Origin of the sequence: Nocardioides aestuarii (assembly GCF_039527245.1) — a bacterium.
GTDB lineage: Bacteria > Actinomycetota > Actinomycetes > Propionibacteriales > Nocardioidaceae > Nocardioides > Nocardioides aestuarii.
The window spans coordinates 2,357,107-2,379,131 of sequence record NZ_BAAAJT010000002.1 but is presented as its reverse complement, the minus strand read 5'-3'; the positions used below and the strand labels follow the sequence as shown (position 1 = coordinate 2,379,131).

General features: G+C 73.2%; 25 protein-coding genes. 8 read left to right on the top strand and 17 right to left on the bottom strand.

Features of this window, described 5'->3' with window-relative positions; all coding sequences use genetic code 11:
• Positions 1 to 33: 33 nt before the first annotated feature.
• The 7 genes from ABD091_RS12050 to ABD091_RS12020 all read right to left on the bottom strand — a co-directional run bounded on the left by ABD091_RS12050 (position 34) and on the right by ABD091_RS12020 (position 7,431).
• Positions 34 to 1,698, bottom strand: a complete 1,665-nt coding sequence (locus ABD091_RS12050) for a bifunctional uroporphyrinogen-III C-methyltransferase/uroporphyrinogen-III synthase (RefSeq protein ID WP_343918705.1) — start codon at positions 1,696 to 1,698, stop codon at positions 34 to 36.
• Entirely contained in the window at positions 1,695 to 2,681 is a 987-nt protein-coding gene (hemC, locus tag ABD091_RS12045) for a hydroxymethylbilane synthase (RefSeq protein ID WP_343918703.1), read from the bottom strand. Before hemC ends, ABD091_RS12050 begins: the two co-directional genes overlap by 4 nt.
• Positions 2,678 to 3,970 (bottom strand): glutamyl-tRNA reductase, encoded by a 1,293-nt coding sequence (locus ABD091_RS12040; protein WP_343918701.1) that lies wholly within the window; start codon positions 3,968 to 3,970, stop codon positions 2,678 to 2,680. Before ABD091_RS12040 ends, hemC begins: the two co-directional genes overlap by 4 nt.
• Positions 3,967 to 4,647 carry a redox-sensing transcriptional repressor Rex gene (locus ABD091_RS12035; RefSeq protein WP_343918700.1) on the bottom strand — a complete coding sequence of 227 codons (681 nt, stop codon included), beginning with the start codon at positions 4,645 to 4,647 and terminating at the stop codon, positions 3,967 to 3,969. Before ABD091_RS12035 ends, ABD091_RS12040 begins: the two co-directional genes overlap by 4 nt.
• 167 nt (positions 4,648 to 4,814) lie before the next feature.
• Positions 4,815 to 5,660 carry a phosphotransferase family protein gene (locus ABD091_RS12030; protein WP_343918699.1) on the bottom strand — a complete coding sequence of 282 codons (846 nt, stop codon included), beginning with the start codon at positions 5,658 to 5,660 and terminating at the stop codon, positions 4,815 to 4,817.
• On the bottom strand, positions 5,657 to 5,893 hold the full coding sequence (locus ABD091_RS12025; protein ID WP_343918698.1) for a glutaredoxin family protein: 237 nt from the start codon (positions 5,891 to 5,893) through the stop codon (positions 5,657 to 5,659). The genes ABD091_RS12030 and ABD091_RS12025 overlap by 4 nt, the downstream gene beginning before the upstream one ends.
• A complete protein-coding gene (locus tag ABD091_RS12020) occupies positions 5,890 to 7,431 on the bottom strand; it encodes a class I adenylate-forming enzyme family protein (protein ID WP_343918697.1) in 1,542 nt (513 codons plus the stop codon). The genes ABD091_RS12025 and ABD091_RS12020 overlap by 4 nt, the downstream gene beginning before the upstream one ends.
• A 67-nt stretch (positions 7,432 to 7,498) precedes the next feature.
• Between ABD091_RS12020 and ABD091_RS12015 the strand changes: the two genes are divergently transcribed.
• From ABD091_RS12015 to ABD091_RS12005, 3 genes are all read left to right on the top strand, one after another.
• Positions 7,499 to 8,377, top strand: coding sequence for an HAD family hydrolase (locus ABD091_RS12015; RefSeq protein ID WP_343918696.1), 879 nt, complete (start codon positions 7,499 to 7,501; stop codon positions 8,375 to 8,377).
• Between the two features lie 175 nt (positions 8,378 to 8,552).
• The gene (locus ABD091_RS12010; RefSeq protein ID WP_343918695.1) at positions 8,553 to 9,329 is read left to right on the top strand and encodes a sigma-70 family RNA polymerase sigma factor; all 777 of its coding nucleotides are present in this window, start codon (positions 8,553 to 8,555) and stop codon (positions 9,327 to 9,329) included.
• 118 nt (positions 9,330 to 9,447) lie between these two features.
• Complete coding sequence (locus tag ABD091_RS12005) at positions 9,448 to 10,620, top strand: DUF5667 domain-containing protein (protein ID WP_343918694.1); 1,173 nt, start codon at positions 9,448 to 9,450, stop codon at positions 10,618 to 10,620.
• 4 nt (positions 10,621 to 10,624) lie between these two features.
• Here the strand turns inward: ABD091_RS12005 and ABD091_RS12000 are convergent, their stop codons facing one another.
• The 5 genes from ABD091_RS12000 to ABD091_RS11980 all read right to left on the bottom strand — a co-directional run bounded on the left by ABD091_RS12000 (position 10,625) and on the right by ABD091_RS11980 (position 14,649).
• The gene (locus ABD091_RS12000; RefSeq protein WP_343918693.1) at positions 10,625 to 11,767 is read right to left on the bottom strand and encodes a lysophospholipid acyltransferase family protein; all 1,143 of its coding nucleotides are present in this window, start codon (positions 11,765 to 11,767) and stop codon (positions 10,625 to 10,627) included.
• Positions 11,760 to 12,815, bottom strand: a complete 1,056-nt coding sequence (locus ABD091_RS11995) for an SDR family oxidoreductase (RefSeq protein WP_343918692.1) — start codon at positions 12,813 to 12,815, stop codon at positions 11,760 to 11,762. The genes ABD091_RS12000 and ABD091_RS11995 overlap by 8 nt, the downstream gene beginning before the upstream one ends.
• Positions 12,816 to 12,852: 37 nt before the next feature.
• Positions 12,853 to 12,954 carry a 30S ribosomal protein bS22 gene (locus ABD091_RS11990; RefSeq protein WP_008356322.1) on the bottom strand — a complete coding sequence of 34 codons (102 nt, stop codon included), beginning with the start codon at positions 12,952 to 12,954 and terminating at the stop codon, positions 12,853 to 12,855.
• Positions 12,955 to 13,070: 116 nt separating this feature from the next.
• A complete protein-coding gene (locus ABD091_RS11985) occupies positions 13,071 to 13,262 on the bottom strand; it encodes a helix-turn-helix domain-containing protein (protein WP_343918691.1) in 192 nt (63 codons plus the stop codon).
• A gap of 205 nt (positions 13,263 to 13,467) precedes the next feature.
• Positions 13,468 to 14,649, bottom strand: coding sequence for an acetoin utilization protein AcuC (locus tag ABD091_RS11980; protein WP_343918690.1), 1,182 nt, complete (start codon positions 14,647 to 14,649; stop codon positions 13,468 to 13,470).
• 54 nt (positions 14,650 to 14,703) lie between these two features.
• Between ABD091_RS11980 and ABD091_RS11975 the strand changes: the two genes are divergently transcribed.
• The 4 genes from ABD091_RS11975 (at position 14,704) to ABD091_RS11960 (ending at position 17,702) form a co-directional block, all read left to right on the top strand.
• Entirely contained in the window at positions 14,704 to 15,327 is a 624-nt protein-coding gene (locus tag ABD091_RS11975) for an HAD family hydrolase (protein WP_343918689.1), read from the top strand.
• A gap of 180 nt (positions 15,328 to 15,507) precedes the next feature.
• A complete protein-coding gene (gene trpS, locus ABD091_RS11970; RefSeq protein ID WP_343918688.1) occupies positions 15,508 to 16,470 on the top strand; it encodes a tryptophan--tRNA ligase in 963 nt (320 codons plus the stop codon).
• 70 nt (positions 16,471 to 16,540) lie between these two features.
• On the top strand, positions 16,541 to 17,023 hold the full coding sequence (locus tag ABD091_RS11965; protein ID WP_343918686.1) for a hypothetical protein: 483 nt from the start codon (positions 16,541 to 16,543) through the stop codon (positions 17,021 to 17,023).
• 10 nt (positions 17,024 to 17,033) lie between these two features.
• On the top strand, positions 17,034 to 17,702 hold the full coding sequence (locus tag ABD091_RS11960; RefSeq protein ID WP_343918685.1) for a TetR/AcrR family transcriptional regulator: 669 nt from the start codon (positions 17,034 to 17,036) through the stop codon (positions 17,700 to 17,702).
• 4 nt (positions 17,703 to 17,706) lie between these two features.
• Here ABD091_RS11960 and ABD091_RS11955 read toward each other — a convergent pair whose 3' ends face one another.
• Genes ABD091_RS11955 through ABD091_RS11945 form a run of 3 tightly spaced genes read right to left on the bottom strand, consistent with a single transcriptional unit; the run spans position 17,707 to position 19,845 of the window.
• A complete protein-coding gene (locus ABD091_RS11955) occupies positions 17,707 to 18,096 on the bottom strand; it encodes a VOC family protein (RefSeq protein WP_343918684.1) in 390 nt (129 codons plus the stop codon).
• Positions 18,096 to 18,899, bottom strand: a complete 804-nt coding sequence (gene proC, locus ABD091_RS11950) for a pyrroline-5-carboxylate reductase (RefSeq protein ID WP_343918682.1) — start codon at positions 18,897 to 18,899, stop codon at positions 18,096 to 18,098. The genes ABD091_RS11955 and proC overlap by 1 nt, the downstream gene beginning before the upstream one ends.
• Positions 18,900 to 18,909: 10 nt before the next feature.
• Positions 18,910 to 19,845, bottom strand: a complete 936-nt coding sequence (locus ABD091_RS11945; protein ID WP_425571488.1) for a proline dehydrogenase family protein — start codon at positions 19,843 to 19,845, stop codon at positions 18,910 to 18,912.
• Between the two features lie 61 nt (positions 19,846 to 19,906).
• Between ABD091_RS11945 and ABD091_RS11940 the strand changes: the two genes are divergently transcribed.
• Complete coding sequence (locus ABD091_RS11940) at positions 19,907 to 20,563, top strand: GNAT family N-acetyltransferase (protein ID WP_343918680.1); 657 nt, start codon at positions 19,907 to 19,909, stop codon at positions 20,561 to 20,563.
• Between the two features lies 1 nt (position 20,564).
• Here ABD091_RS11940 and ABD091_RS11935 read toward each other — a convergent pair whose 3' ends face one another.
• On the bottom strand, positions 20,565 to 21,302 hold the full coding sequence (locus ABD091_RS11935) for an ABC transporter permease (RefSeq protein WP_343918678.1): 738 nt from the start codon (positions 21,300 to 21,302) through the stop codon (positions 20,565 to 20,567).
• On the bottom strand, positions 21,299 to 22,009 hold the full coding sequence (locus ABD091_RS11930; RefSeq protein ID WP_343918676.1) for an ABC transporter ATP-binding protein: 711 nt from the start codon (positions 22,007 to 22,009) through the stop codon (positions 21,299 to 21,301). Before ABD091_RS11930 ends, ABD091_RS11935 begins: the two co-directional genes overlap by 4 nt.
• Between the last annotated feature and the right edge of the window lie 16 nt (positions 22,010 to 22,025).

The window sequence follows — 22,025 nt, the reverse complement described above, 5'->3', positions numbered from 1 at the left end:
GGTGGACCGGCTGCGCCGCCCCCCCACCGCGGCTCACTTCGCGCGGGCCCTGCGACCGGACGGCTTGCGCTCCGACGGCTTCGTGACCGGCTGGCCGGCCTCGAGCAGGTCGGCCCGACGGGTCGCACCGAAGTCGGCGAGCGCGTCGACCAGCACCTCGACGTCCGGCTTGGACGCGAGGACGTCGACCCGCAGGCCGTGCTCCTCGGCGGTCTTGGCCGTGGCCGGGCCGATGACAGCGATCACCGTCGACGGGTGGGGCTTGCCGGCGATGCCGACCAGGTTGCGCACCGTCGAGGACGAGGTGAAGACGACCGCGTCGAACTTGCCGGTCTTGATCGCGTCGCGGGTCGGCGCCGGCGGCGGGGTGGCCCGCACCGTCCGGTAGGCCGTGACGTCGTCGCACTCCCAGCCGAGGTCGATCAGGCCGGCGACGAGGGTCTCGGTCGCGATGTCGGCGCGCGGCAGGAAGACGCGGTTGATCGGGTCGAGCACGTCGTCGTAGGGCGGCCACTCCTCGAGCAGCCCGGCGGCGGACTGGTGCTCCGCGGAGGGGACCAGGTCGGCGCGCAGGCCCCAGGCCGCGATCGCCTCGGCGGTCTTGTCACCGACCGCGGCGATCTTCAGCCCGGAGAAGGCGCGGGCGTCGAGGCCGTACTCCTCGAACTTCTCGCGCACCGCCTTCACCGCGTTGACGGAGGTGAAGGCGATCCACTCGTAGCGGCCCTCGACCAGGCCGCGGACGGCCTTGTCCATCTGCTGCGGGTTGCGGGGCGGCTCGACGGAGATCGTCGGGACCTCGTCGGGGACCGCGCCGTAGCCGCGCAGCCGGGTGGTGAGCGAGGCGGCCTGCTCCTTGGTGCGGGGCACCAGCACCCGCCAGCCGAAGAGCGGCTTGGTCTCGAACCACGACAGCGTCTCGCGGAGGTCGACGACCTTGCCGATGACGGTGACCGCAGGCGGCTCCATCCGGGCGGCGCGCGCGTCAGCGGCGATGTCGGCCAGCGTCGAGCAGACCGTGGTCTGCTCGGTCGTGGTGCCGACGCGGGTCATCGCGACCGGCGTGTCCGCCGGGCGGCCGGCGGCGACCAGGGCGTCGGCGATCTCGCCGATCTGGCCGACGGCGCTGAGCAGGACCAGGGTGCGGTCGTCGGCGTAGCGCGACCAGTCGGTCTTGCCGCCGCAGGTCACGACGGTGACCTCACGGTTCTCCTTGGTCGAGAGCGGGATGCCGGCGTAGGCCGGGACCGAGCCGACGCTGGAGATGCCCGGGACGATCTCGAAGCCGACGCCCGCCTTGGCGCAGGCCTGCGCCTCCTCGGGGCCGGAGGCGTAGAGGAAGGGGTCACCGGTCATCAGCCGGACCACGCGCAGCTTCTTGCCGTGCTTGACCACGACCTTGCCTCGCGCGGCGTGGGTGAGCGGCTGGCCGTCCTCGCCGAAACCGCCGTCGACGAACAGCGGGTGCTCCGGCGCGTCGGCCTCCTCGGCCGCCACGGCCGGGAGGCCGAGCAGCTGCCGGACCATCGGCTCGTGCTCGGGCTGCTCGGTGACGACCACGTCGGCCTGCCGGAGCAGCTCGACGGCGCGGACCGTCAGGAGGTCGGGGTCGCCGGGACCTGCCCCGACGAAGGAGACCCATCCGGGCTGGCTGGTCGGGGGAAGGGACCCGCTGGTGCTGGTCGTGGCTCGCGTCATGCGTCCTGCCTCTTCGCTGGTGCTTCGGTCAGTGCTTCGGATGGGACTGGTGATGAGAGGGCTGTGCCCATCAGGTCGGCCGCGCCCTCGGCGAGCATCTCGTCGGCCAACCGGGTGCCGACGCCGGCGGCGTCGGCCGGCGACCCCGATGCGGACATCCGCACCGAGAGACCGCCGTCGTGGGACAGGGCGACCGCCCTGACCCACAGCTCGTCCCCGTCGTCACCCTCGACCACCTCGGCGAGGGCCCCGACCGGGGCCGAGCAACCACCCTCGAGGGTGGCGAGAACTGAGCGCTCGGCCTCGACGGCGGCGCGGGAACCGGGGTCCTCCAGCGCGGCCAGCGCGGTCACGAGCGTGGTGTCGTCGGCCCGGCACTCGACGGCCAGCGCGCCCTGCCCGGGGGCCGGCAGCAGCTGGAGCGGGTCGAGCACCTCGGTGGCCTCGTCGAGCCGGCCCAGCCGGGCGAGGCCCGCACGGGCGAGGACGACGGCGTCGTAGTCGCCGGAGCGGACCTTGCCGATCCGGGTGTCGACGTTGCCGCGGATGCCGTCGACCTCGAGGCCGAGGCCGAGGGCGTGGAGCTGGGCCGCGCGGCGGGGAGAGCCGGTGCCGACGCGGGAGCCGGCCGGGAGCTCGCCCAGGGTGAGCCCGTCACGGGCGACGACGACGTCGCGGGGGTCCTCGCGCTGCGGCACGGCGGCGAGGGCGATGCCGTCGCACGGGGCCGTCGGGAGGTCCTTGAGCGAGTGGACGGCGAGGTCGATGCGGCCGTCGAGGAGTGCCTGGCGCAGGGAGCTCACGAAGACGCCGGTCCCGCCCATCTGGGCCAGCGGCGCGCTGGAGGTGTCGCCCTCGGTCGTGATCTCGACCAGCTCGACCTCGCGGCCGAGACGGTTGCGGACCAGGTCGGCGACGTGGCCGGACTGGGTCGTGGCCAGCGCCGACGCACGGGTGCCGAGCCGGAGTGCGGTGGTCGTCACTGGACCGCCTCCCCACTGGGACGGGTCATGGCGTCCACCGCGTCGGAGTCGAGGGAGAACAGCTCGGCGAGGGCCGCGGCGTACGACACCGCGCCGGTCTGGTCGGCGAGCTCCTTGACCCGGACTGTGGGCTGGTGGAGCAGCTTGTCCGCGGTACGCCGCAGCGTGTGGAGGACCTCGTCGCGCGTGGCGTCGTCGAGGTCGGGCAGCCGGGCGACCAGCCGCGCCATCTCGGCCTCGACCACGTCGGTGGCCATCGAGCGCAGGGCGACGACGGTCGGGGTCACGCTGGCCTGGCGCCGGGCCGAGAGGAAGGCGGTGACCTCCTCGCCGACGATGCGTCGCACGCCGTCGATCTCGCGGCCGGCGTCGCTGTCACGCAGCCGCTCGGCGAGGTCGGCCAGTCCGACGAGCGTCACGCCGGGCAGGTCGCCCGCGGCGGGCTCGACGTCGTGGGGCAGCGCGAGGTCGGCGATCGCCAGCGGGTGGTGGTCGGGACGTGCGGCCTGCACCTGCGCGGCGCCGAGCAGCACGCCGGCGGCCCCGGTGCAGGTGATGAGGACGTCGGCGTCGGCCAGCTCGCCGTCGAGCAGGTCGAGACCGGCCCAGCGGACGGCGTACTCGTCGGCGAGGCGGCTGGCGTTGTCCGCGGTGCGGTTGACGACGACGACGTCGCGCGCGCCCATCCGGGCGACGGTCGCGGTGGCGAGCCCGGCCATGCCGCCCGCGCCGAGGACGACGACCTTGCGGTCGGCCACACCCTCGGGGGCGACGGCCGCGAGCGCCTCGGTGACGAGGGTCGGGGCGGCCTGGTCGATCCCGGTCTCGGCACGCGAGCGCTTGCCGACGCGCAGCGCCTGCTGGAAGAGGACGTTGAGGGCGGAGCCGACGGTGCCGTGCTCCTGGCCGACGCGGAGTGCCGACCGCGTCTGGCCGAGGATCTGACCCTCGCCGACCGCCATCGAGTCGAGCCCGGCGGCGACGTGGAACAGGTGGGAGACGGCGCCGTCCTCGTAGTGGACGTAGAGGTGGGGCAGCATCGACTCGGTGCGCTCGCCGGCGCGCTCGACGAGCAGCCCGGAGACCTCCTCGACGGAGCCGTGGAAGCGGTCGACCTCGGCATAGATCTCGAGCCGGTTGCAGGTGGCGATGACCGCGGCCTCGGTGACGTGGGCGCTGGAGACGACGTCACCGAGCAGCTTGGTCACGCCGTCGCTGTCGAGGGCGACCCGCTCGAGGAGCGCGACCGGGGCCGACTTGTGGGAGATGCCCACCACGAGGACGCTCATGAGGCGTCCTCCTCACCGAGCGCGCCGTTCTTGCGCTGCTCGTGGTAGGCGAGGATCTGGAGCTCGATGGAGAGGTCGACCTTGCGGACGTCGACGCCCTCGCCGACGCTCAGCACCGTCGGGGCGAAGTTGAGGATGCTGGTGATGCCGGCCTCGACCATCCGGTCGGCGACGTCCTGGGCCGCGGCGGCAGGCGTGGCGATGACGCCGATCGCGACGCCGTGCTCGGCGACGATCGCCTCGAGGTGGTCGAAGGGTCGGACGTCGACGCCGGCCACGACCTCGGCCTGGCGCCGGGGATCGGCGTCGAGCAGCGCGACGACCCGGAAGCCCCGGCTGCGGAAGCCGGAGAAGTTGGCGAGCGCGTGGCCGAGGTTGCCGATGCCGACGATGACCACGGGCCAGTCCTGGGTCACCCCGATCTCACGCGCGATCTGGTAGCGCAGGTAGTCGACGTCGTAGCCGACCCCGCGGGTGCCGTAGGAGCCGAGGTAGGAGAGGTCCTTGCGGAGCTTGGCGCTGTTGACGCCGGCGGCCTGGGCGAGCGCCTCGCTGGAGCAGGTGGTGGTGCCGGAGTCGGCGAGGGTGGACAGCGCCCGCAGGTAGACGGGCAGCCGGGCGACGGTCGCCTCGGGGATCTCCCGGGCGGTCTCGTGGGGCGTCCTCGCTGAAGTCACTGCTCCGCTTTCCAGCCGCCCGACGCGGGCCTCGGGAACCCGGGAAGGGCCGAGCGGCGTCGTTCACAGTAGGAGTTTGTGAACGGGGGAACAAATCGAGCGTGACGCCCGGCTAGCACATGTGGGAATCCGCACACCCACCGGGGTGTCGAGGCTCCACACCGACCTCAGGACAGGTGGTCGAGGGCGTCGACGAGCAGGTCCTCCAGGGCCTCCCAGCCGGGCGCGCCGAGGTCCCAGAGGGCACCCCCCGGCGGGGGCAGGAAGCCGACCACGTCGAGCAGCTCCCACCACGGCTCGCGCCGACGTCCCGTCTCGGCGACGTACGCCGCCGCGAGCCGGGCGGCCTCGGCCGGACCGTGCCGGAGAGCGAGGTTCGACGCACCGTGGGCGACGTCGAGCCACGCCGGTCCGGTCGAGGTCTCCACCCAGTCGACGACGCCGCTGACCCGCTCGCCCTGCCACAGCACGTTGCGCGGACCGAAGTCGCGCTGGAGGAAGCAGGGTTCCCACGTGGGCTCGCCCGCGGCGAGCACGTCGAAGGCGCGACGCCACGCCTCCGGCCGCGACGACCAGTCGGGGACGATCCGCTTGGCCTCCCAGGCCCAGGACTGGAACGTCCGCGGTGCCGGGTCGGCGACGACCTCGTGGATGTCGGCGAGCAGCCGGGCCAACGCGGTGACCGGCCCGTCGCCCGGCCTGCCCGGCAGCAGCGTCATCAGGTGGGCCGCCACTCCCCCGACGACGCCCGTGGCGACGCTCGACGGCGCGGGGACCGGCGTTCCCGCGAGCTGCTGCTGGGTCCGGGCCTCGCGCGCCACCAGGTCCGGGCCGTGGCGGCGCCACGGCTCCTCGGTCACGAGCCGGAGCACGCTCGTGGCTCCGTCGGCGTGCTCGAGCCGCGTCATCCACGAGGTCATGCCGCCGGCGAGCCGCTGGTCGACCACGACCGCGCTGCCCACGGCGTCGCCCGCCCAGGCCAGGGCCTCGGCGAGCTCGTCGGGCCGCCTCACCCGAGCGCGGCCCGCAGCCGCTGCTCGTCCACGCGCCAGAAGTCGTGCTGGCGGCCGTCGACGAAGGTCACCGGGATCTCCTCGGTGAAGCGCTCGAGCAGGGCAGCATCGGTGGTGATGTCGACCTCCTCGTAGGTCTCGCCGAGGTCGGCGCAGACCCGCTCGACGACCGTCCGCGCCTCGGCGCAGAGGTGGCAGCCGGGCCGGGTGTAGAGGGTGACCCGCGCGGTCACTCGAGGAGTCCCATCGCGCGGCGGCGCTCCAGACCGCGGAGCCGGCCCTTCTGGACCTTGCCGGTCACGGTGAGGGGGAGCTCGTCGACGACCTCGACCCGCGAGGGCTGCTTGAAGCGGGCCAGCCGCTGCTCGCAGCGGGCCCGGACGGCCGCGGCCACCTCGCCGGGGTCGGCACCGGGAGCCGGTCGGACGTAGGCGACGACCGCCTCTCCCGTCTCGTCGTCGTCGACGCCGATCACGGCGACCTCGAGCACCCCGTCGGCGTCACGGACGACGTCCTCGACCTCGCTGGGGTAGACGTTGAACCCGGAGACGATGACGAGCTCCTTGAGCCGGTCGACGAGGAAGAGGTCGCCGCGGTCGAGGAAGCCGATGTCGCCGGTCGACCACCAGCCCTCCTCGTCGGGACCGTCGGCGCCGTCGGGCCAGTAGCCGCTGAAGAGGTTGGCGCCGCGCACCTGGATCTCGCCCGCGTCCTCGCCCTCGGGGGACTCCCCACGGTCGTCGACCAGCCGCAGCTCGACGCCCGGGAGGGCGGCGCCGACCGAGCCGGACCGGACCTCCGACGAGCAGAGCGTGCTGGTGACGACCGGCGCGGCCTCGGTCAGCCCGTAGCCCTGGTGGACCGGGAGGCCGGTGGCCGCGGTGAAGCGCTCGACGACCTCCGGCGACAAGGGCGCCGAGCCCGAGAGGACGAGCCGCACCGGCCCCAGCCGCTCGCGCAGGCCCTCGATCCCGAGCCAGTGGGGGAAGACCGCCGGGGCGAGCGGCAGGACGCTGCACGCCTGGTCCTCGACGAGGTCGAGGGTGTCGTGGGGGTCGAACCGCTCGGCCAGCACCAGCCGGCAGCGGTGGCGGAGCACCCCGCCGAGGACGGCGTTGAGGCCGTAGACGTGGAAGAGGGGCAGCACGCCGAGCACCACGTCGTCGCCGTGCATCATCGGTGGCTCGACCTCCGCGACCTGGTCGAGGTTCGCGAGCAGGGCACGGTGGGTGAGCATCGCGGCGCGCGGGCGGCCCGACGTACCGCTGGTGTAGAGGAGGCAGGCCAGCTTGTCGGGATCGGGCAGGACCGGCACCGGCCGGGGCTCGACGTCGACGAGGCGGTCCCAGCCGAGCTCGCCCTCGCCGGGATCCCCCACGACGACGACCCGGGTCGGGGTCGACGTGGCGGCCTCGCGGACCGCGGGCAGCGTCGCGGGCTCGGCAACGACCAGCACGGAGCCGGAGTGCTCGAGGAGCAGGCCCAGCTCGTGGGCGGTCGAGGTCGGGTTGACGGGGACCGCAACCGCCTGGGCGCGGAGCACCCCCAGGTAGGACGTCACCAGCTCGACCCGGTTGCCGAGGACCAGCATCACCCGCTGGCCGGCGACGACCCCGGCCTCGCCGAGACCGGTCGCGACCCGTGCGACCTCGTCGTCGAGCTCGCGCCAGGTGAAGGTGCGGCCGTCCTCGACCACCAGCGCCACCCGGTCGGGACACTCGGTCGCGGCGCCGGACAGGAGTCCGGCGAGGTCCGGCAGCGGCTCGGGCATGCGCGCGATCCTCGCACAGACGTCCGGTCCCGTGTGGCGGTCCGGGGAGCCGTCTACGATCCCCCGCATGACTCCGGAGAAGCCGCGGCGCCCGCTGGACCTGCGACAGCGCTCCACGCTCGCGGGCGAGGCGGCGGCTTCTGCCGCGGAGGTCGAGACGGCCCTCAGCACCCCCGCCGATCCCCACACCGCTGCCTTCTTCGACGTCGACAACACGGTGATGCAGGGCGCGAGCATCTTCCACCTCGCCCGCGGCCTCCACCGCCGCAAGTTCTTCACGACCCGCGACATCCTCGGCGCCGCCTACAAGCAGGCCTACTTCCGCGTGGTCGGCGTCGAGGACCTCGAGCACGTCGCCCAGACCCGCGCCTCGGCGCTGTCCTTCATCGAGGGCCACACCGTCGCCGAGCTCGAGGAGCTCGGCGAGGAGATCTTCGACGAGGCGATGGCCCACCGGATCTGGCCCGGCACCCGCGCGCTGGCCCAGCTCCACCTCGACCAGGGCCAGCGGGTCTGGCTGGTCACCGCCGCGCCGATCGAGATCGCCCAGATCATCGCCCGGCGGCTCGGCCTGACCGGTGCGATGGGCACGGTGGCCGAGCACGTCGACGGGGTCTACACCGGCCGCCTGGTCGGCGACATGCTCCACGGCCCGGCCAAGAGCGAGGCGGTCAGGGCGCTCGCCGAGCGGGAGGGCCTCGACCTCGACCGCTGCTCGGCCTACTCCGACTCCTACAACGACCTGCCGATGCTCACGCTGGTCGGCGACCCGTGCGCCATCAACCCCGACGCGCGGCTCCGCGCCCACGCGCGGGCCGAGGGCTGGCGGGTGCGCGACTACCGCACCGGCCGGAAGGCCGCCCGGACCGGGCTGTTCGTCGGCGCCGCCGCGGGCGCCGTCAGCGGCGCCGTCGCCGCCGGGGTCGCCTACCGCCGCCGCCACTGAACCCCGGACGCCCGACTTCCGGTCGCGCAAGCCGCCGCGCGGGCGCTCAGCGGGGTCGCGGTGTGGTCTGGACCACGTTCTCCTCCGCGATCCTTCCCCGCCGATCCGTGTGACGCTTACCATGTCGGACGGCCCGGGGGAGAGCCGTCTGCGATCGGGAGGACCTGTCAACGCCATGCAGTGGGACGTGCAGCGTGACCAGCTCGTGCGGGGTCTCGACGACCTCCGCGCGGCCGTCGCCGCCGTCCTGGTGCCCACTGCGGTCCCCGCCACCGCCGGTGGGCCGCAGGCTGCCGGCTGGTTGCTGAGCGAGGCGTCCACCAGCACCGGCCCGTCCGCGGACCCCGGCTCGGACCCCTTCCGCGACCACGACCAGGCCGCGTCCTCGGAGGCCGACGAGGCCGAGGGCACCCGGCTGATCGCGTTGGTCGAGCTCGCGCGCGGCGGTGACGCCGACGCGTTCGGTCTCCTCTACGACCACTACCACGGCTCGGTCTACCGCTTCCTCTTCTACCGCACCCGCTCGGTCCAGCTCGCCGAGGACCTGACCTCGGAGACCTTCTTCCGCGCGCTGCGCTCGATGAACAACTTCCGCTGGCAGGGCAAGGACTTCGGCGCCTGGCTGATGACCATCGCCCGCAACCTCTGCACCGACCACTTCAAGGCCGGCCGCACCCGCCTCGAGATGACGACCGAGGACATGTCGGCCCACGACGACACCACCGACGGCCCCGAGGACGCCGTCCTGGAGTCGCTGACCCACGAGGTGCTGCTGGAGGCGCTGAAGCGGTTGCCCGACGAGCAGCGCGACTGCCTGGTCATGCGGTTCCTCCAGGGCATGTCGATCGCCGAGACCGCCGCCGTCCTGGGCCGCAGCGACGGCGCGGTCAAGCAGCTCCAGCTGCGCGGCGTACGCAACCTCGCGAAGCTGATGCCGGAGGGGGTGAGGTGACCGTGATCGAGCCCACCGCAAGTTACCCATCGGTCACCACGGCCACACCCGTAACCCCTGCTCAGGCGGGGTCGTTGGGGCAGTCGACCGACCCCGTCGACCAGACAGGACCAGCAGCATGAGCCCGGTGTTCCCGGCGCGACGCGCCGAGGAGTTCGACCGCCTCGTCGAGAGCCTCTCGACCGGGCGGGCGGACGGGGCGCGCCCGGACACCCGGACCGCCGACCTCCTCGAGCTCGTGACGGCGCTGCGCTCGGTCGAGCCCGCCGCGCCCCGGCCCGAGTTCTCCGCCTCGCTGCGCGAACGTCTCATGGACGCCGCCGACGAGCTGCTGGTCCCGGCCCCGACCGACGAGGTCCAGCGACTGACGCTGCCGCCGCGGGCGAAGGCCCGCGACCGACGGATCGCGGTGCTCGTGGGTGCCGCCGCCATGGTCGGCGCCTCGACCTCCCTGGCCGTGGCCGCCCAGTCGGCGCTGCCCGGGGAGCTGCTCTACCCGCTCAAGCGGATCATCGAGGACGCCGGCACCGGAGCCCAGCTCAGCGACGACGCCCGCGGCGTCTCCCTGCTCGGCAACGCCACCGACCGGCTCACCGAGGTCACCGAGCTGCTCCGGACCGGCGACCTGCGCGAGGGCCCGGCGGTGGCCAGCACCCTGGTCACCTTCAGCGACCAGTCGCTCGAGGCCTCCGACCTGATCCTCGGCGACTACGAGCAGACCGGCGACACCGCCTCGGTCGAGGAGCTGCGCGACTTCGCCGCCTCCAGCCTCGACACCCTCGCCCAGCTCGAGGCGCTGCTGCCCGACGAGGCGAAGGACGAGCTCCAGTACGCCGCCGAGGTCCTGACCGAGATCGACGCCGCCGCGGCCCAGGTCTGCCCGGCCTGCACCGGCGGCATCACCCAGATCCCGTCCGTGCTCCTCTCCTCCGCCGGCCAGGTCAGCGAGCCGAGCCTCGTCGAGACGGTGCCCGCGCCCGTCGTGTCGTCCCAGAAGTCCGGCGGCGCGAAGAACGGCGGCGGGACCACGAGCAAGGGGACCCAGGGCAAGGGCGGTGACGGCTCCACCGGGACCGGCGGCACGGTCGGCACCGACCCGTTGCCCGGCGGCGGTGCCGACGGCGACGACTCCACCGGCCCGATCGAGGAGATCGCCGACGCCCTCACCGGCGGCGGCAACACCTCCACCGGCGGCGGCAAGGACGGCAAGACCGGCATCGACCCGCTCGACGACGTGCTCGACGACGTCGAGGACGGGCTCGACGACACCGTCGACGACCTGCTCCCCTAGGAGCTCACTCGGCCGCGGGCGAGTTCCCGCGGAAGACGGACTCCCGCTGCATCAGCAGCGAGTAGAGCGTCTGCTGGATCGTCTCGCGGACCTGGTCGGTGACGTTGAAGACCAGCATCGGGTCGTCGGCGGCGCCGTCCTCGAAGGCGTCGGTGCGGATCGGCTCGCCGAACTCGAGCAGCCACTTCGACGGCAGCGGCACCAGCCCGAGCGGACCGAGCCACGGGAAGAACGGCGTGATCGGGACGTAGGGCACGCCGAGCAGCCGCGCGAGTGCCGGGACGTTGCCGACGAGGGGATAGATCTCCTCGGCGCCCACGACCGAGAGCGGGACGATCGGGACGCCCGTGCGCAGGGCGGCGGAGACGAAGCCGCCCCGGCCGAAGCGCTGGAGCTTGTAGCGCTCGGCGTAGGGCTTGCCGATGCCCTTGAACCCCTCGGGCCACACGCCGACGAGCTCGCCGCCGGCGAGCATCCGCTCGGCGTCCTCCTGGCAGGCGAGGGTCGCCCCGCTGCGCCGGGCGACCGAGCTCACGACAGGCATCCGGAAGACGAGATCGGCGCCGAGCGGACGCAGGTGGCGGCCGGTGTGGTCGTGGACGGTCACCAGCGTCATGAGGGCGTCCATCGGCAGCGTGCCGGAGTGGTTGGAGACCACGAGCGCCCCGCCGTCGGCCGGGATGTTGTCGGCGCCCCGGACCTCGATCCGGAACCACTTCTGGGCGATGGGGCGCAGCGCGGTCATGAGGAACCGCTGGGTGACCTCGGCGTCGAAGCCGTAGTCGTCGACGACGTAGTCGCCGGTCACCCGGCGGCGCAGGAAGGCGAGGAACCGCGCGAGCTGGGGCTCCCACTGCTCGCCGAAGAGCTCCTTGGCCGCGAACTGGAAGGCGCCGAGCCACTCCCCCGCGGTGATGCCGGCGACCGGCGAGCGCTCCTCGGTGGTGACCGCAGGCCGCTCGACGTCCGCGACGTCGTCCTCGACCTCGGCCTCCGGGGCGACGGTCTCCTCCGGCTCCGGCGTCGGCGGCTCCTTGCGGGCCGGGCCGCCGGCGAGGCTGCGGGCGGCGCTCGAGGGCCGGGCGTTGCCGCTGCCGCGCCCGGGGCGACCCCGGGTGCCGAGCGGGATGATCTCGGCGTCACCCACGGCGTACCTCCTCCAGCTCGTGGCGTACACCGGGGCCGGGCTCGACGACGCGGCTGGCCGCGTCGATGGCGCGCACGGCGTAGCCGTCGGGGCGGACCAGGGAGCGGCCGAAGTCCTCGAACGCCTCCTCGCTGGTGTGGCGCGGGTGGAAGCCGAGCTCCTCACGCATGCGTGTCGTGTCGATGCCACGACCGAAGGTGAGGAAGGAGAGCTGCTCGGGCGAGAAGTCGGCGACCCGCGCCGAGCGCAGCACCGAGCCGAGGCTGCCGACCGCGAAGGACGGCAGCGCCACCGTGGGTCGCTGGAGCCGCCGGATCGCCTGGGAGAGCAGCAGCACCCCGTCGCCGGCGACGTTGAACGTCCCGGCAGCACCGTCGGTGACGGCGTGGGCGAGGACCCCGAGCAGGTCGTCCTGGTGGAGGAACTGCAGCCTCGGGTCGAAGCCGAGGACGGTCGGCACCACCGGGAGCCGGAAGTAGGACGTGATCGGGCTCTGCACGTGGGGGCCGACCACGTTCGCGCAGCGCAGCAGCGTCACCCGGACGTCGGGCCGGCGCCGCGCGAAGCCGCGGACGTAGCCCTCCACCTCGGCCGCGTCCTTGGCGTAGCCCGACCGCGGTGCCCGTCGGGGCTCCATGTCCTCGGTGAACATCGCGGGGTCGCGGCTGCTGGCGCCGTAGACCGTCGAGGTCGACTTCACCACCAGGTGGCGCAGCCCCGGCGCCTTCTGCGCCGCCGCGAGGAGCTGCATCGTCCCGATGACGTTGAGCTCCTTCATGGTGTGGCGGCCCCCGGCGCTGCCGGGGGTCGCGATCACACTCATGTGGACGACCGTGTCGACGTCCTCCTTGGCGATCACCTTGGCGATCACCGGGGTGCGGATGTCGGCGCGCACGAAGGAGACGTCGCCGATGTCACCGCGGGGCGGGACGACGTCGACACCGATCACCCGGTCGATGCCGGGGGTGCCCGCGAGCGCACGCGCGTGCCGGCGACCGAGGTCGCGGGAGACCCCGGTGACCAGGACGACCTTGCCGGCGGCGCTCATGGGGGCGGGGCTGGCTTCCCGAGAGGGGCGCCGGCCCTTACTTGCCGAGCTTGCGACGCTGCACCCGCGTCTTCTTCAGCAGCTTGCGGTGCTTCTTCTTCGCCATGCGCTTGCGGCGCTTCTTGATGACAGAACCCACTGTGGAACCTTTCAGGACTGAGGGGCCGCACGGGTGCACCCGCGGGCTCCGGTCAGCCTATCCGTCGGTGCGTGACTCACCGATTCGGCGTCCAGCCCACCGACGGCGCCGGTCGGTCAGCCGGCGCTGTAGAAGCTCTTGCGGAGGTACTCGTCCACGTCCTCCTCGGTGACGCGGAAGGAGCGCCCGACGCGGACGGCCGGCAGCTCACCGGAGTGGACGAGGCGGTAGACGGTCATCTTGGAGACGCGCATCATCGTCGCGACCTCGGCCACCGTCAGGAACTTGGGGTCGGGCTTGCTCTCCATCGTGCACCGCTTTCTCGTAGGGGCACGCCTCCGGCTTCCCCGCCGGTCGGGCCCACGTGCACGTGAAGGATAGGGCCTGTGTGATTGGTGGGGAAGCAAATCACCAATGAAACCGATGGGGCTCGGCGTGTCCGCTTGCCGTCGCCATGATTTTACCTCCCGTCGGTGGTCCAGGTCTGGTCCACCGTGCCCGGACACCGGGAGGTCAGGGCAGGGGGTCGAGGCCGTGGAGCGGGAACACCTCGGTGCGCGTGGCGTGGATGGCGCGGTCGAGCCACGCCTCGGGGTCGTAGCCCTCCGACCAGTCGCGGTAGGCGGGCGTCCGGCCGTCGGTCATCCGCAGCGGCGCGACCACGCCGAGCCGCTGCGCGATGTGGTCGCGCCAGCCCTCCGGGGTCGGGGTCGCCGGGTCCAGCGGGCGCCCCGCGACGATCGCGAGCAGGTGGGTCCAGGCCCGTGGGACGACCTCGACGACGGCGTACCCACCACCCCCGGTCACCACCCAGCGCCCGTCGGCCACCTCGTGGGCGAGCTGGTGGAGGGCGTCGTAGGCCGCGCGCTGGCCGTCGACGGTCAGCATCATGTGGGCGAGCGGGTCGTTGATGTGGCCGTCGCACCCGTGCTGGGTGACCAGCACCTCGGGCTCCCACTCGCGCAGCACCGGCGGCACGACGGCGTGGAAGGCGCGCAGCCACCCCGCGTCGGAGGTGCCGGGCGGCAGGGCGACGTTGACCGCCGTGCCCGGGGCGTCCGGGCCGCCGCTGTCGGGCGGGAAGCCGGTGCCGGGGAAGAGCATCTGGCCGGTCTCGTGGAGGGAGATCGTGAGCACCCGCGGGTCGTTCCAGAAGATCTTCTCCACCCCGTCGCCGTGGTGGACGTCGACGTCGACGTAGGCGACGCGCTCGGCGCCCTGGTCGAGCAGTCGCCGGATCCCGACGGCGACGTCGTTGTAGATGCAGAAGCCGCTGGCCCGGTCGGGCATGCCGTGGTGGAGCCCGCCGGTGATGTTCGCGCCGTGGAGGCGACGGCCCGACCACACCTCGTCGACGGCGGCCAGGGTCGCCCCCACGACGTGGGAGGCCGCGTGGTGCATGCCGCGGAAGACGGGGTTGTCGTCGCTCCCGAGGCCGTGGCGATCGTCGTGCTCGCCGGTCTCACCGGCCCGCGCGACGGCATCGACCAGCTCCGGCGTGTGGACGGTGAGCAGGTCCTCGCGGGTCGCGACCGGCGCCGGCACCGTCGGCAGGTGCTCGAGGACGCCGAGCTCCTCGGCGAGCCGCATCGTCAGGTCGACGCGGACCGGGGACATCGGGTGGGCGACGCCGAAGTCGTACTCGGTGAGGGTCTGGTCGAAGGCGACGCACGCCGGCCCCGAGCAGTGCTCCATGCGTCGAGGCTACCGCCGGGTCCCGCGGGCCGGACGTCGGGCAGACTGGCCGGGATGGACGGCGTGCTGTTCGACCTCGACGACACCCTCGTCGACCAGGCGTCGGCGGCCGCCTCCGCCGTGGTGGCGTGGATGGGCGAGGACCGTCCGGGCCTCGTGGCCCGCTGGACCGGGGTGTCCGCGCTCCACTACCGCCGATTCCAGGACCGCGAGCTGACCTACGACGAGCAGCGGCGCGCCCGGGTGCGCGACCTGCTGGAGGATCCCTCGCTCCGCGACGACGAGGCCGACGCCGCGTTCGACACCTACCGCCACCACTACGACGCGGCGTGCGTGCCCTTCCCCGACGCCCTGCCGACGCTCCGTCGTGCCCGTGACGCCGGGCTCCGCGTCGGGGTGCTGACGAACGGCATGGCCGAGCGGCAGGTGCTGAAGGCGGCGCGCGCCGGCATCACCACGGTCGTCGACGTCGTCGTCGCCTCCTCGGCCCTGCCCGTCTCCAAGCCGCACCCCGCGGCGTTCCACGCGGCGTGCGGACGGCTCGGCACGGAGCCGGGCGCGACCCTGATGGTGGGCGACTCGCTCGCCGACGACGTCCACGGCGCGAGCGCGGCCGGGCTGCCGCGGTCCTGCTGGACCGGCACGACGCCCACCCGGACGCCGGCGTACGTCGCGTGAGGTCGCTCGACGAGCTCGAGCTCGTGGCACACTGAGGCCGTGACCTCGACCCGCGTCCAGCAGTGGTGGCCCGCCTGACGGCGGACCACCGATCGAGCACACCCCTCATCCACGGCCGCCCACGGGCGGCCGTTCGTCATGTCCGGACCCTCCGTGGGCACTCACCCACAGGAGACACCGATGACCACGACCCTCTCGCTGCTGACCCCGTCGGGCCGGCTCACGCTCGGCAACCTGCTCGGCGCGCTGCGGCCGATGGCCGAGCGCCAGGGCCCGACCGACGACCGGGCCCGCTACGGGATCTCGGACCTGCACGCCATGACCACGCCGCACGACCCCGCCCTGCTCCGGACCCGCACCCGCGAGCTGATGACGCTGCTGCTCGCCGCCGGGCTCGACCGGGCGACGCTCTTCCGGCAGTCGGCGGTCCCGGCCCACACCGGGCTCGCCTACCTGCTCGAGTGCACGGCCCACACCGGCGAGCTGAACCGGATGATCCAGTTCAAGGAGAAGGGACGGGGCGTCCCCTCGACGCGCTGCTCCCTCTTCACCTACCCGGTCCTGATGGCGGCCGACATCCTGCTCCACCGCCCGGCCCAGGTCCCGGTCGGCGACGACCAGCGCCAGCACGTCGAGCTGACACGCGACCTCGCGCTGCGCTTCAACGCCACCTACGGACCGGTGTTCACGGTCCCCGAGGTCGTCACACCGGCGGCCGGCGCGCGGGTCATGGACCTCGCCGAGCCGACCCGGAAGATGAGCAAGTCGGTCGAGGGGCCCGGCAGCATCCTGCTCCTCGACCCGCCCGACGTCGTACGCCGCAAGGTGGCGCGCGCCGTCACCGACTCCGACACCGGGCCCGACGCCGTCCGCGCGGACCGCGAGGCCAAGCCGGGCGTGACCAACCTGATCGACGTCCTCGTCGCGTGCGGCGGCTCGGCCGAGGGTCTCACGACCTACGGCGCGCTCAAGGCTGCCGTCACCGACGCCGTCGTGGCCGTCCTCGAGCCCCTGCAGAAGCGCTACGTCGACCTCGCGGCCGACCCGGTCCACGTCGACGACGTCTTCGCCCGCGGATCGGCCCGCTGCCGCGAGCTGACCGAACCGGTCCTGGCCGACGCCCGGACCGCGATGGGGTTGTGAGGCCATGAGTTGAACGTGTTCATATTTTGTGCCACCTTGTTTTGAACACGTTCGAAACAAGCGAGGCGACATGGACGACGAGCGGTGGCGGCCGGAGATCCTGTGGCTCCCGACGGGCGCGCTGCTGGGCGCGATGAGCGGTGCCCTCGTGGGCGTGGTGCTGCTGGTCGGCGTGGCTGCGGTGGACGCCGCGGGCGGCGGCGACTGGTCGGAGCTCTGGATCATGCTCGTGGCCGGGAGCATGTACGGGTCGGTGGCCGGACTGGTCACGGGCGTGGTCGTCGGCCTGGAGATGACCTTCCTCGTGGGACGTCACCTCCCCCGCGAGCGGGCCCGCCGCCGGGCGCGCGTGCTCGGCCACGTGCTGCCGCCCCTGACCATGCTGGCGCCCTTCGTCGTCGCCTCCGGGTTCGACGTCTCCGGGATCGACGGCGACGCCACCTGGTGGGTCGTCGTGCTCGCCGGCGCCTCGCTGCTCGGCGGCCCGCTGGCCCGCTGGGTCGCCGGCCTCGCGACCCCGCAGCCCCGGACGACGACGGGACCCGTCGCCTAGGGTGGCGCGCGTGCCCGACAAGCGGACCGCGAAGGCGGAGCTGACCCGCAGCGGCATCGTCACCGCCGCCCTCCGGCTCTTCCGCGCCGGTGGCTACGACGCCACGACGATGCGCGCGATCGCCGACGAGGCCGGCGTCTCGCTGGGCAGCGCCTACTACTACTTCTCCGGCAAGGAGGAGCTGATCCAGGCCTTCTACGACCAGATCCAGGTCGAGCACGCCGCGGCCGCCGAGCCCGCGCTCTCGGCGACCGCGTTCGGCGAGCGGTTGCGCGGGGTGCTCGAGAGCTATGTCGACGTCGCGGCGCCCTACCACGGCTTCGGGGGTCAGTTCTTCCGCAACGCGGCCGACCCGACGTCCCCGCTCTCCCCCTTCTCGGTGGAGTCGACTCCGGCGCGTGAGGCGAGCACGGCGCTCTTCCGCCGCACCGTGGAGGGGTCCGACCTCAAGCTCGCGCCCGCACTCCGCGAGGAGCTGCCCGAGCTGCTGTGGCTCCTGCACATGGGTGTCGTGCTGTTCTGGGTGCACGACCGCAGCCCCGACCAGCGACGCACCCGCACGCTGGTCGCCGGGGTGGCCCCCCTGGTCGACCGGACCGTCCGGCTGACCCGCCTGCCCGTCGTCCGCGGCCTCGTCGACGACGTGCTCGTGCTGCTCCGCTCGCTCCGCGAGGGCTGAGGAGTCAGGGAGCGTCGACGAACTGGTCGACCAGGATCCGGTGGCCGTCGGGGTCGAGCAGGACCACGTGGTCGGGACCGCTCCCCCCGGGGTCGCAGTCGCGTTCGGGAGTGATGCCCGCGGCCCGCACCCGCCGCGAGACCTCGCGCACGTCGGTGAAGGCGGCCGACTCGGTCCGGTCGTTGGTCCACCCCGGGTTGAAGGTGAGCATCGGGGCGTCGAAGTCCATGCCCTCGAAGCAGAAGATGCCGACCAGGGTGCGCCCCTGGCTCAGCATCAGGTAGCCGTCGTCGGCATCCCCGCCGACCACGGTGAAGCCCAGCGACTCGTAGAACTCCCGCGACCGGGCGAGGTCGGAGACCGGCAGGCTGATCGAGAAGGCGCCGAGGTCCATCAGGAGCCCTCGGCCAGCGCGCGCGAGCGGTCGCGGGCGGCCTCCATGGCGGCGAGGAACGCGGCCCGGACCTTGTGGATCTCGAGCTCGCGGAGCGCCGCCGCGGTGGTGCCGCCGGGCGAGGTGACCTGCTCGCGCAGCACGACCGGGTGGGTGCCCGTCTCGCGGAGCATCGTGGCCGACCCGACGACGGTCTGGACGACGAGGTCGGTGGCGGTCGAGCGCGGAAGCCCGAGGTGGACGCCGGCCTCGATCATCGACTCGACGACGAAGAAGAGATAGGCCGGTCCGGAGCCGGAGATGGCGGTGACGGCGTCCATCTGCCGCTCGGGCACGCGCAGCACCTTGCCGGTCGAGGCCATCAGCGACTCGACCTCGGCGAGGTGCTCGTCGTCGCAGTGGGAGCCGGGCGCGATCGCGGCCATGCCCTCGTCGACGAGGGCCGGGGTGTTGGGCATGACCCGGACGACCGCGACGCCCTCGGGCACCCGGGACTCGATGAAGGCGGTCGTGATGCCGGCCGCCAGGGAGCAGACCAGCTGGCCCGCCCGCAGCACGGGCGCGATCTCGTCGAGGAGGTCGCCCATGTCCTGCGGCTTCACGACCAGCGCGACGGTGTCGGCCTTCTCGGCGGCCTCGACGTTGGAGACCACCGCGACGCCGTAGCGCTCCTCGAGCTCGTGGGCGCGCTCGGGTCGCTTCTCCCCCACGAGGAGGGCGTCGACGCGGCGGCCGGCACGGACCAGGCCCGACAGCAGGGTCTCGCCCATGACGCCGGCGCCGAGGATGGCGGTCTGCTTCATGGGCACGAGGCTACTTCTTGCTGACGAGGGACCTGACGAAGAACGACAGGTTGGACGGCTTCTCGGCCAACCGGCGCATGAGGTAGCCGTACCACTCGGTGCCGTAGGGGATGTAGACGCGCATCGTCTCACCGGTGTCGGCCAGCCGCTGCTGCTCGGTCGGGCGGATGCCGTAGAGCATCTGGAACTCGTAGGTCCCCTGCGCCCGGCCGTAGCGGCTCGCCAGCGAGCCGGCGATGTCGACCATCCGCGGGTCGTGGGTGGCGATCATCGGGTAGCCCTGGCCGGCGAGCAGGACCTTGAGGCAGCGCACGTAGGACTTGTCGATCTCGATCCGGTCCTGGAAGGCGACGTCCTCGGGCTCGAGGTAGGCGCCCTTGCAGAGCCGGACCCGCGAGCCCTCGTGGGCGAGCGCGCGGCAGTCGGCCTCGGTCCGGTGGAGCGCTGCCTGGAGCACGGCACCGGTCTCGGGGAAGTCCTTGCGCAGCTCACGCAGCACGGCGAGGGTGCGGTCGGTCGTGGTGTGGTCCTCCATGTCGAGGGTCACCGTCGTGCCGGCGTTCCGGGCCGCCCGACAGATGGTGCGCGCGTTCTCGAGCGCGACCTTGTCGCCGATCTCGGGCAGGAACTGGCCGATCGCCGACAGCTTGACCGAGACCTCGGCCTTGCGCGTCAGCCCGCGCGCCGAGAGCGCCTCGAGCAGGTCGAGGTAGGCCTGCACGGTGGTGTCTGCCTGCTCGACGTCGAGGGTGTCCTCGCCGAGGTAGTCGAGGGTGACGACGAGGCCGTCGTCGACCAGCCTCGAGGTCGCCTCCACCGCCGCCTCGGTGGTCTCACCGGGAACGTAGGAGTGCACGATGCCGGAGGACACCGGCATCCTGCTGACGGCGTTCTTGACGTGCTCGCTGCGGGCGAGCATGAGGAGCGGCTGGCGGAGCAGGGGCATGGACCTCAGGCTAGCCGCGGGTCGCCCGACGTCCCAGCCGCGGTGGTGCCACAGTGGCCCCGTGGACGACGACCGCCTCGTGGGGGACGTGCCGCTCCTCGGCCTGGAGGTGTGGTGTCGCGACACCCGCCTGCGCGGCGTACGGGAGCGCGACCTGCCGACCCTCGCCGACCTGCAGTCCGACGACGTCGAGCTCGACCCGACCGTCGAGCGCTTCCCGTGGCACGACGACGACGCCCACCGGCGCCGGCTCGTCCACCGGGCCCACTGGCACCACCTGGGCACCTGGTCGCCGTCGTCGTGGACGCTGCTGCTCGCGGTCGAGCACGCCGGCGACCTGGTCGGCGTCCAGGCACTCGAGGGTGAGGAGTTCGCGCTCACCCGGACGGTCGACTCGTGGTCGTGGCTCACCGCGTCGGCCCGCGGCCGGGGCATCGGCGTCGCGATGCGGCAGGCGGTGCTCGGACTGGCCTTCGACCACCTCGACGCGCTCGCGGCCGTCAGCAGCGCCCGGCCGACCAACCACGCCTCGCTCGGCGTCTCGCGCCGGCTCGGCTATCGCGACAACGGCACCAGCCTCTCCGCGGCGGGCGGGGAGCCGCTAGAGCTCACCCACCTGCGGCTCACCCGCGACGACTGGCAGGCGTCCGGGCTCGGCCGCGACGTGGCGGTGGCCGGGGTCGAGCCCTGCCTGCCCTGGTTCGGCCTCCCCGCCTGACCTAGGCCGTACGCCGCCGCAGGGTGGCGGCCCCGAGCGCCAGCCCGGCCACGGCGAACCCCGCGACCACCGCGAGGTCGGCCCACGCGTCGGCCGTCTCCGCCGAGGCGACCAGCGTCTGCATCGCGTCGACGGCGTAGGACAGGGGCAGCACGTCGCTGATCGCCGACAGCACGTCGGGCAACCGGTCGCGGGGCACGAACAGGCCGCACAGGAGGATCTGGGGCACGACGACCGCCGGCATGAACTGGACTGCCTGGAACTCGGTCGCGGCGAAGGCGCTCACGAAGAGGCCGAGCGCGGTGCCGAGCACCGCGTCGACGACCGCCACGACGGCGAGCAGCCAGACGGGGCCGGCGATGTCGAGGTCGAGCAGCCACGCCGAGACCAGGACCGCGAGCCCGGACTGGACGGCCGCCATCAACCCGAACGCCAGGGCGTAGCCGAAGAGGAAGTCGAGCTTGCCCATCGGCATGCTGAGCAGCCGTTCGAGGGTGCCGCTGGAGCGCTCGCGGAGCGTCGTGACGCTGGTGACCAGGAACATGATGAAGAACGGGAAGAGCGCGAGCAGCCCGGGGCCGATGCCGTCGAAGACCGCGCCGGGCGCGTCACTGAACATCCACCACAGCAGGGTCATCAGCAGCGTCGGGAGCAGCACCAGCATCGCGAGCGTGCGGTGGTCCCGCCGGATCTGGGACAGCACCCGGCCGGCCACGGCGAGGGTGATCCGGGGGCTCATGCTGCGCTCCCGACGATGGCGAGGAACGCGTCCTCGATGTCGGCGGCACCGGTCCGGCCACGGATGTCGTCCGGCGACCCGTCGGCGATCACGGCACCCTCGCGCATCAGCAGCAACCGGTCGCAGCGGTCGGCCTCGTCCATCACGTGGCTGGAGACGAAGACCGCCGAGCCGGCGTCCGCGAGCCGGTGGAAGAGCGCCCACAGGTCGCGGCGCAGGACCGGGTCGAGACCGACCGTCGGCTCGTCGAGCACCAGCAGGTCGGGCTCGCCGAGCAGCGCCACGGCCAGGCTGGCGCGGGAGCGCTGCCCGCCGCTGAGGCTGCCGACCACCTGGTCGCGGTGGCTGCCGAGGTCGACGGCCTCGACCGCGTGGTCGACGGCGGACCGGTCGGTCCCCAGGACCCGGGCGAAGAACGCCAGGTTCTCGCGCACGGTGAGGTCGTCGTACACGCTGGCGGCCTGGGTGTGGTAGCCGACGCGGTCACGCAGGGGGGCGCTGCCCGCCTCCTGGCCGAGCACCGTGACCCGGCCCGCGGCGATCCTCTGCACGCCCACGAGGCAGCGCATCAGGGTCGTCTTGCCGCACCCGCTCGGTCCGAGCAGGCCGGTCACGCCGCCACCGACGGTGAGGTCGAGGCCGTCGAGCACGGTGCGGCTGCCGCGCACGACGGTCAGCCCGTCCACCTCCACGATGTTTTTCATCATGTGATGAATTGTGCAC

Coding starts and splice junctions, on each gene's coding strand:
- ABD091_RS11995 (WP_343918692.1), bottom strand. CDS start 12,815: ATGAGCGCCGCCGGCAAGGTCGTCCTGGTCACCGGGGTCTCCCGCGAC.
- ABD091_RS12010 (WP_343918695.1), top strand. CDS start 8,553: ATGCAGTGGGACGTGCAGCGTGACCAGCTCGTGCGGGGTCTCGACGAC.
- ABD091_RS12050 (WP_343918705.1), bottom strand. CDS start 1,698: ATGACGCGAGCCACGACCAGCACCAGCGGGTCCCTTCCCCCGACCAGC.
- proC (WP_343918682.1), bottom strand. CDS start 18,899: ATGAAGCAGACCGCCATCCTCGGCGCCGGCGTCATGGGCGAGACCCTG.
- ABD091_RS12005 (WP_343918694.1), top strand. CDS start 9,448: ATGAGCCCGGTGTTCCCGGCGCGACGCGCCGAGGAGTTCGACCGCCTC.
- ABD091_RS12015 (WP_343918696.1), top strand. CDS start 7,499: ATGACTCCGGAGAAGCCGCGGCGCCCGCTGGACCTGCGACAGCGCTCC.
- ABD091_RS12040 (WP_343918701.1), bottom strand. CDS start 3,970: ATGAGCGTCCTCGTGGTGGGCATCTCCCACAAGTCGGCCCCGGTCGCG.
- trpS (WP_343918688.1), top strand. CDS start 15,508: ATGACCACGACCCTCTCGCTGCTGACCCCGTCGGGCCGGCTCACGCTC.
- ABD091_RS11945 (WP_425571488.1), bottom strand. CDS start 19,845: ATGCCCCTGCTCCGCCAGCCGCTCCTCATGCTCGCCCGCAGCGAGCAC.
- ABD091_RS11980 (WP_343918690.1), bottom strand. CDS start 14,649: ATGGAGCACTGCTCGGGGCCGGCGTGCGTCGCCTTCGACCAGACCCTC.
- ABD091_RS11935 (WP_343918678.1), bottom strand. CDS start 21,302: ATGAGCCCCCGGATCACCCTCGCCGTGGCCGGCCGGGTGCTGTCCCAG.
- ABD091_RS11985 (WP_343918691.1), bottom strand. CDS start 13,262: ATGGAGAGCAAGCCCGACCCCAAGTTCCTGACGGTGGCCGAGGTCGCG.
- ABD091_RS11955 (WP_343918684.1), bottom strand. CDS start 18,096: ATGGACCTCGGCGCCTTCTCGATCAGCCTGCCGGTCTCCGACCTCGCC.
- ABD091_RS11965 (WP_343918686.1), top strand. CDS start 16,541: ATGGACGACGAGCGGTGGCGGCCGGAGATCCTGTGGCTCCCGACGGGC.
- ABD091_RS11975 (WP_343918689.1), top strand. CDS start 14,704: ATGGACGGCGTGCTGTTCGACCTCGACGACACCCTCGTCGACCAGGCG.
- ABD091_RS11930 (WP_343918676.1), bottom strand. CDS start 22,009: ATGATGAAAAACATCGTGGAGGTGGACGGGCTGACCGTCGTGCGCGGC.
- ABD091_RS12020 (WP_343918697.1), bottom strand. CDS start 7,431: ATGCCCGAGCCGCTGCCGGACCTCGCCGGACTCCTGTCCGGCGCCGCG.